The following is a 7,469-nucleotide window of genomic DNA, read 5'->3' as shown; positions in this document are numbered from 1 at the left end:
GCCCGTCCGGCGTTTGAGGACGAAGCGGCCACCGGGCGCCCCCGGACTCTTTGTGTACCGCCCGCCACATCACCGGTTCCGTCCTCAAACGCCGGACGGGCTGGGAGTCGCACCGGCCCCCACGGCCCCGGTTCCGTCCTCAAACGCCGGACGGGCTTGAGAGGGCCAGCCAAGCACCGCACGAGCGGAGAGGGGCCGAACAAGCCCGCACCGGCGGAGGGGGCCGGGACCGCGCCGCACCGGCGGAGGCGGCCGGGACCGCGCCGTACCGGCGGAGGGGGACGGGACCGCGCCGGGAAGGGCCGCCGGGTGCTGGGCCCGGGGCGGTTTACGGGCGGGGTCTGTTGCCGGTGCCCGTGCCCTTCAGCGCGTCCAGCGCGTACACGCAGCGGTCCTTGCTGCACGCATAGACCACCCCGCCCTGCGCCACCGGCGACCCCGTGATCTCGCCGCCCGTGGCCAGCTTCCAGCGGAGCTGCCCGCCCGCCGCGTCCAGGGTGTAGAGGACGTGGTCCGCCGAGCCGAAGTGGACGCGGCCGTCGGCGACGACCGGTGCGCCCACCACCTCGCCGCCCGCGGCGAACCGCCACTTCGGGGTGCCGGTGACCGCGTCCAGCGTGTACAGCGCGCTGCCGCTGCCGACGTGCACGTTGCCCGCCACCACCAGCACCGGCTCGATGGACTGGCGGGACTCCGTGGCGATGCGCCAGCGGTCCTTGCCGGTCGAGGCGTCCAGCGCGTACACCGTGCCGAGGTAGTCCGCGAGGTACACCCCGCCGCCGGTGACGGCCGGGCCGGGGGCGAAGGCGGGCGGGGAGAGGAAGACCGCCGGTGACTCGAAGTGCCAGCGCACATGGCCGGAGGCGATGTCCACCGCGAGGACCCGGGTCCCCGCCGAGACGTACACGTAGCCGTCCGGCGCCGGGGTCACCCGGACGGGCACTCCGCCGCAGGAGGCCGCGTCGCCGACCGGGTAGGACCAGCGCTCGGTGCCGGTGCGGGCGTCGACGGCCCGCAGCCGGGCGTCCTGCCAGAGGTAGACCGTGCCGTCGTGCAGCGCCGGTCCGGCCTCCGCCGTCTCGAAGTCCGTCTGCGCGCCGTGGATCTCCCAGAGCCGCTCGCCCGTGGACGCCTCCCACGCCTGGACGCCGCCGCCCCGCGTACCGGTGACGACCGTGCCGCGTTCGGCCTTCAGGGAGTACACCCACGCGTCGGACTGGAGCCGCCACCGCTCGGTGCCGGTCGCCGCGTCCAGGGCGTAGAGGGACGGGCCGTCGGAGGCGAGGATGCTGCCGCCGTCCACGGCCATCGCCCAGGCGACGTCACGGGTCTTGAACTGACGCCGCCCGTTGCCGGTGTCCAGCGCGTGCACCTCGAAGGAGGTGACGTACAGCAGGTCGCCGACGACGACCGGCGTCCCCCACACGTCGTTCGACATCCGGAACCGCCAGGGGCGCCAGCGCCCCGGGCCCGCGGGTGCGCTGTCGGGCGCCTGTGCGGGAGCGGGTACGGGGGCGGTCGCAGCGGTGACCGCCCCGTTCGCACCGGCGGGCGGGCGCACCCAGCCGGTGGCCGGACCGGCCTCGGCGGCGGCCGCCGAGCCACGTACGTCCTGGGCACGCGGGCCCGGGCCGATCGGCACATGCACGCCGGACAGCCGCACCGGACCGCCGTCGGACACGTGCGCGGGCTGCTGCGCGGGCGGCGCCACGGGTGCGGGCGGCACGGGCGCAGAGGGAACGGGCACAGGCGCGACGGGCGGCGCGACGGCGACCGCGCGTCCGCCGCCGCGGCGCTGTTCGATCATCTCGGTGGCGGAGGCGGGCAGCCAGGCCGAGGCCGTGCCGCTGTCGTCGCTGCCGGAGGCGAAGAGGTGCGGGGAGAGCTGGGCCTGCAGTTCGGCGGGGGTGGGCCGCATCGAGGCGTCCATCTGCATGCACGACTCGATCAGCGACCGCAGATCGTCGGGCAGACCGCTCACGTCCGGGCCCTCGCGCAGCAGCATGAAGACCGTCTCGACCGGGTTGGCCCCGTGGAACGGGGCATGGCCGGTCGCGGCGAAGACGAGGGTCGAGCCGAGCGAGAAGATGTCGCTCGCGCCGGTGACGCTGCGCGAGTCACGCGCCTGCTCGGGCGACATGTACGCCGGCGTGCCCACGGCGACGTTCGTCATGGTGAGCCGGGTGTTGGAGACACCGGACGCGATCCCGAAGTCGATCACCCGGGGGCCGTCCTCGACGACGAGCACGTTGGACGGCTTCATGTCGCGGTGGACGAGCTTCGCCCCGTGGATGGACTGCAGGGCCTCCGCGATGCCCGCCGCCAGCCAGCGCACGGCCTGGGTCGGCATGGGACCGCACTCATTCACTATCTCTTCGAGCGAGGGCGCGGGCACGTAGGCGGTGGCGAGCCAGGGCACCGCGGCGCGCGGGTCCGCGTCGACCACGGCGGCCGTGTAGAAACCGCTGACGGCGCGGGCGGCTTCCACCTCGCGCGTGAAGCGGACCCGGAACAGCTGGTCCTCGGCCAGTTCCGTACGGACCGTCTTGATCGCCACCCGTCGGCCGGACGCCGAGCGGGCGAGATAGACCAGGCCCATACCACCGGCCCCGAGCCGTCCCAGCACCTCGAACGGGCCGATCCGCCTCGGGTCGTGCTGCGTCAGCTGCTCCACCACTTGCCTGCCACCTCCCCGTACGGACCTCGGTTGAGGAGAGGTCCGCGAAAAACCCGCCGTGTGCAGCGTCTCATCAGTGGGCACCACCCGGCGGTGCGCACCCCGATTCTTCCTGGCCGGGGCGCCGGTTGCGAACCCGGGGGCGGATCGGGGTGTCCCGTACCGTTCCGCCTGTTTCAGGACACAGGTTCCTGAAGTACGGCGAACACGGCGCCCTGGTCGTCCTGGAGGACCGCCATCCGCCCGTACGGGATGTCGAAGGGCGGTTCGGAGACCCGTCCGCCGAGCCGGACGACGGTCGCGGCCGACGCGTCGCAGTCGGCCACGGTGAAGTAGCTGAGGAAGTAGCTGGGCATCACGGCGGGGAACGCGTCCGTGATGACGCTGCGCCCGCCGACCGCCGTATCGGGCCCCGGTTCGGTGCCGGGCGGGGACCACATCCGGTAGTCCACGCCGGACTCCGCGGTGCCCGGGTCGCCGGTGCCGGACTCGTCCAGCTCCGCCGACCGGAAGCCGAAGACCTCCTCGTAGAAGGCGTCGACCCGGTCCTTCTGGCGGGTGTAGACCTCGGTCCAGCAGAAGGAGCCGGGCTCGTTCTGCTTCTGGAAGCCCTTGCGCTCACCCGCCTGCCAGAGGCCGAACACCGCGCCGCCGGGGTCGGCGGCCTGGGCGAGCACCCCGGACCGTCCGGCCCGGACCGGGTCCGTGATCACCTGGCCGCCGTTCTCGCGGATCCGGGCGACGGAGGCGGTGATGTCGTCGGTGGCGAAGTAGACGCCCCAGGCCGTCGGCATCCGGCCGTCCTGCTTGGCGGCGAGGGCGGCCACGAGAGCGCCGCCGCTGAGGGCGTCGGCGTACGGCCCGTCGCCCGCCCGGAAGGTCCAGCCGAAGAGCTCACCGTAGAAGCGCTTGCCCGCTTCGAGGTCGGGGAGCTGCACATCCACCCAGCACGGGGCGGACTGCGCGAATGCGGCCATGGGCCCGGATCCTTCCGTCGTGGTGACGCTCGTCACACCCAACGTAGCCGCGCACCGGTCCGGGCGCGCCCCGGCCCCTCCGATGCGAACACATTTTCGATACGCGCGCCGCGAGCGCCCTCGTCACGGAAAGTTATCCACCGAAGTTGTCCACAGGCTGTTGATAACACTAATCAGACTGTGGGGAACCGGCAGGGCGCCCCTGGGGCGCATCCCCCGAAATCCACCCACTCCCCCCACCGCGCCTGCCGCACTCCCCATTTGCAGTCGGCCGAATCGCGCTCCGATCACCCGTCGGTAAGCTGACGGCATGACAGGACAAGTACGCACCGTCGACGGCCGCGTGGCCGGTCGGCGAGGACAGGCGACGCGGCAGAAGCTGCTCGACTGCCTCAGCGAGATGCTCAGCTCCTCGCCGTACCGGGACGTCAAAGTCATCGACGTCGCCCGGAAGGCGGGGACTTCACCCGCAACCTTCTACCAGTACTTCCCCGACGTCGAGGGCGCCGTCCTCGAAATCGCCGAAGAGATGGCCAAGGAGGGTGCCGGACTGACCGAACTGGTCGCCGGACGCTCCTGGGTCGGAAAATCCGGATGGCAGGCAGCCGAAGAACTCGTCGAGGGATTCCTCGACTTCTGGCGGCGCAACGACGCCATTCTGCGCGTGGTCGACCTCGGTGCCGCCGAGGGCGACAAGCGGTTCTACAAGATCCGCATGAAGATCCTGAACTCCGTCACCAACTCCCTTACGGACTCGGTAAAGGAGCTCCAGGCCAAGGGCAAGGTCGACAAGGACGTCAGCGCCGCGGCGATGGCGGGCTCCCTGGTCGCGATGCTGGCCGCCGTCGCCTCGCACCAGAAGGGCTTCACCACCTGGGGCGTCAAGCAGGCCGAACTCAAGCCGAACCTCGCGCTGTTGGTGCATCTGGGCATCACCGGCAAGAAGCCGACGAAGTAGCGCCCGCGCCGGAACCCCGTACTGGGTGACGCGCGGTGATCCCGGGCGCCCCAGGTCCTGTCTCACCGACGGCGGACCACGCATGTGGTCCGCCGTCGGCGTTCCCGGACCCCCGCGGACATCACACCGGACCGTCACACCCCTCCAGCGGATCCAGCCGGAACAGCCGGATCTCCCGGTCGATCCGGGCCTGGTACGCGGCATAGGGCGGCCAGAACCTCAGCGCCGCCTCCCACACCCCGGCCCGCTCCTCACCGGACAGCAGCCGTGCCCGTACGGGAATGTCGCGGCCCTTCCAGTTGATGACGGCCGCCTCCGGATGCGCCAGCAGATTCGCCGTCCAGGCGGGATGCCCCGGACGGCCGAAGTTGCTGCCGACCAGGATCCAGCCGTCCTTCCCGCCCTCACCCCGCTGCGGCATGCAGGCCAGCGGGGTCGTCCTGGGCTGCCCGCTGCGCGCCCCCGGCACCGTCAGCACCACCCCCGGCAGCATCTGCGCGCTGAGCAGCACCCGGCCCCGGGTGAGCCGGTGCACCGCGCGGTCCATGGCGGGCACGACGTGCGGGGCGATCCGCGCGAAGACGCGCGTCGATGACACCTTCTGGACGAGCCGGACCCCGGCGGGCATCAGACCGCCACCTGACCGGCCGGCCCGCGCCCCGCCGGGCCGCCGGCCTGCTCCTGCCCGAACAGTCCGGCCCGCTGCGCCGCATGGTCGCGGAGCCGGTGCACGGGGCCGAGGAGCAGCTCGTCGGATGCGGCCCGGTTGAAGTACAGCCGCGCCTCGTCCTCCCAGGTGAAGCCGATGCCGCCGTGCAGCTGCACGGCCTCGGCGGTGGTGACCCGCAGCGCTTCCAGCGCCTGAGCGAGCGCGAGACCGCCGGATTCCGGGTCCCAGGCCGCGTAGTACGCGGCGGAGCGGGCCGAGCGCACGCGTACGTAGAGGTCCGCCAGGCGGAGCTTCACCGCCTGGAAGGAACCGACCGCCCGGCCGGACCTCTCGCGCTCCCCGACGTAGTCGACCGTCCGTTCCAGCGCACTCGCCGCCGCCCCGGCCGCCTCGGCGGCGAGTGCGACGGCCGCTGTGCGCCCGGTGGCCGTGAGCGCGGCGAGCGCGTCCACGGCGTCGTCGGCGCCGAGGAGTTCGGCCTCGGTGTCGCGCAGTTCGATCCGGGCGAGCGGCCGGGTGACGTCGAGCGAGGCCTGCCGGGTGCGGACGAGACCGGCGGGCGGCTGCGGCCCGTCGGTCCTGACCAGGAACAACAGGGTGCGGCTGCGCGGGAAACCACCCGTGTGCGCGGCGACCAGGAGCAGTCCGGCGCTGTGCCCGTCCAGTACCTGGGCGGCCTCCCCGTACAGGCGCCACCCGCCGTCGCCGCCGGCCGGCCGGGCCTGCACGCCGCCCGCCCGTCCGCCGCCCGCCCAGGCGCCGCCGGTGAGATCGCCGGTGAGGCCGAGCGCGGTGGAGAGCGAGCCGCCGGGGACGGCCAGGGCCGCGGTGAGCTCGCCCGCCGCGAGGGACGGCAGCAGGGCGGTGCGCTGCTCGTCGGTGCCGAGGGCGAGGATCAGGGGGGCTGCGAGTACGGCGGTGGCGAGCAGCGGGGACGGCAGCAGGGCGCGGCCGGTCTCCTCCAGGGCGACGGCGAGCTCGGCGGGCCCGCGGCCTCCGCCTCCGTACTCCTCGGGGAGGGCGAGTCCTGGCAGCCCGAGCTCCCGGGAGAGCCGGTGCCACAGTGCGGTGTCGTACCCGTCCGGTGCCACCGGGGTGCCCCCGGCGGGGCCGGGGCGGTGTGCGGTGAGCAGGTCGCGCAGGGTGCGGCGGATCTCGTCCTGTTCCGCGGTGAAGGCGGCATCCATCGGCGGGCTCCTTCTCCTCGGAGGCCGACGGCCTCCGATCTGACGGGCCGTCATGCTAGGGGTGAAGCAGCGAGATTCCCAGAGTCTCGCAAAGCGACAGGCGCCACAGCATCCGCGCACCGCGCACCGGTTCACCTCCAGCCGATCTGATGTACCGTCAGATTCATGCCTGCCACGCCCTCTTCCCGCCGCAAGGTCGCCGTCGTCGGCATATCCCTCGCCGACTGCGGACGCGTCGACACGGCCACTCCGTACGCCCTGCACGCCCAGGCCGCCCGCCGGGCGCTCGCCGACTCGGGACTGGAGCGGTCGGTCGTCGACGGCTTCGCCTCCGCCGGCCTGGGCACGCTCGCCCCGGTCGAGGTCGCCGAGTACCTGGGCCTGAAGCCCACCTGGGTGGACTCCACCTCGGTCGGCGGCTCGACCTGGGAGGTCATGGCGGCCCACGCGGCCGACGCCATCGCGGCAGGCCGCGTGGGCGCCGTCCTGCTGGTGTACGGATCGACGGCCCGGGCGGACATCAAGGCGGGCCGCCGCACGTCCAACCTCTCCTTCGGGGCCCGCGGCCCGCTCCAGTTCGAGGTGCCGTACGGGCACTCGCTGATCGCCAAGTACGCGATGGCGGCCCGCCGCCACATGCACGAGTACGGCACCACGCTGGAGCAGCTCGCCGAGGTGGCGGTGCAGGCCCGGGCGAACGCGGCGGCCAACCCGGACGCGATGTTCCGCACGCCGGTCACGGTCGACGAGGTGCTGTCGGGCCCGATGATCGCCGACCCGTTCACCAAGCTGCACTGCTGCATCCGCAGCGACGGCGGCTGCGCGGTGCTGCTGGCGGCCGAGGAGTACGTACCGGACACGGCGAAGGCCCCGGTCTGGATCCTCGGCACCGGCGAGCACGTCTCGCACTCCACGATGTCGGAGTGGGACGACTTCACGGTCTCCCCCGCCCGCTCGAAGGCGAGGCGGCCCGAGACGGCGGCGGGGGAGACCGTGAAGT

General features: G+C 73.2%; 6 protein-coding genes. 2 read left to right on the top strand and 4 right to left on the bottom strand.

Annotated features, from left to right (window positions below; translation table 11 throughout):
• Positions 1-328 precede the first annotated feature (328 nt).
• A complete protein-coding gene (locus tag JGS39_RS33585; protein WP_219573533.1) occupies positions 329-2,674 on the bottom strand; it encodes a serine/threonine-protein kinase in 2,346 nt (781 codons plus the stop codon).
• A 179-nt stretch (positions 2,675-2,853) separates the two neighbouring features.
• Positions 2,854-3,654, bottom strand: a complete 801-nt coding sequence (locus JGS39_RS33580) for a VOC family protein (RefSeq protein WP_219573532.1) — start codon at positions 3,652-3,654, stop codon at positions 2,854-2,856.
• A gap of 310 nt (positions 3,655-3,964) precedes the next feature.
• On the opposite strand from JGS39_RS33580, the gene JGS39_RS33575 reads away from it, so the two are divergent.
• Positions 3,965-4,612, top strand: coding sequence for a TetR family transcriptional regulator (locus JGS39_RS33575; protein WP_148019260.1), 648 nt, complete (start codon positions 3,965-3,967; stop codon positions 4,610-4,612).
• Between the two features lie 121 nt (positions 4,613-4,733).
• On the opposite strand, the gene JGS39_RS33570 is transcribed toward JGS39_RS33575, so the two are convergent.
• Positions 4,734-5,240: a nitroreductase family deazaflavin-dependent oxidoreductase gene (locus JGS39_RS33570; protein ID WP_219573531.1), complete on the bottom strand. Its 507-nt coding sequence runs from the start codon at positions 5,238-5,240 to the stop codon at positions 4,734-4,736.
• Entirely contained in the window at positions 5,240-6,469 is a 1,230-nt protein-coding gene (locus JGS39_RS33565) for an acyl-CoA dehydrogenase family protein (protein ID WP_219573530.1), read from the bottom strand. Before JGS39_RS33565 ends, JGS39_RS33570 begins: the two co-directional genes overlap by 1 nt.
• Positions 6,470-6,634: 165 nt before the next feature.
• On the opposite strand from JGS39_RS33565, the gene JGS39_RS33560 reads away from it, so the two are divergent.
• Positions 6,635-7,469, top strand: an 835-nt coding sequence (locus tag JGS39_RS33560) for a thiolase family protein (RefSeq protein WP_219573529.1), incomplete at its 3' end; no start/stop codon positions are given.

Source organism: Streptomyces poriferorum (assembly GCF_019399235.1).
GTDB lineage: Bacteria > Actinomycetota > Actinomycetes > Streptomycetales > Streptomycetaceae > Streptomyces > Streptomyces poriferorum.
This window is presented reverse-complemented; position numbering and strand designations above follow the sequence as displayed.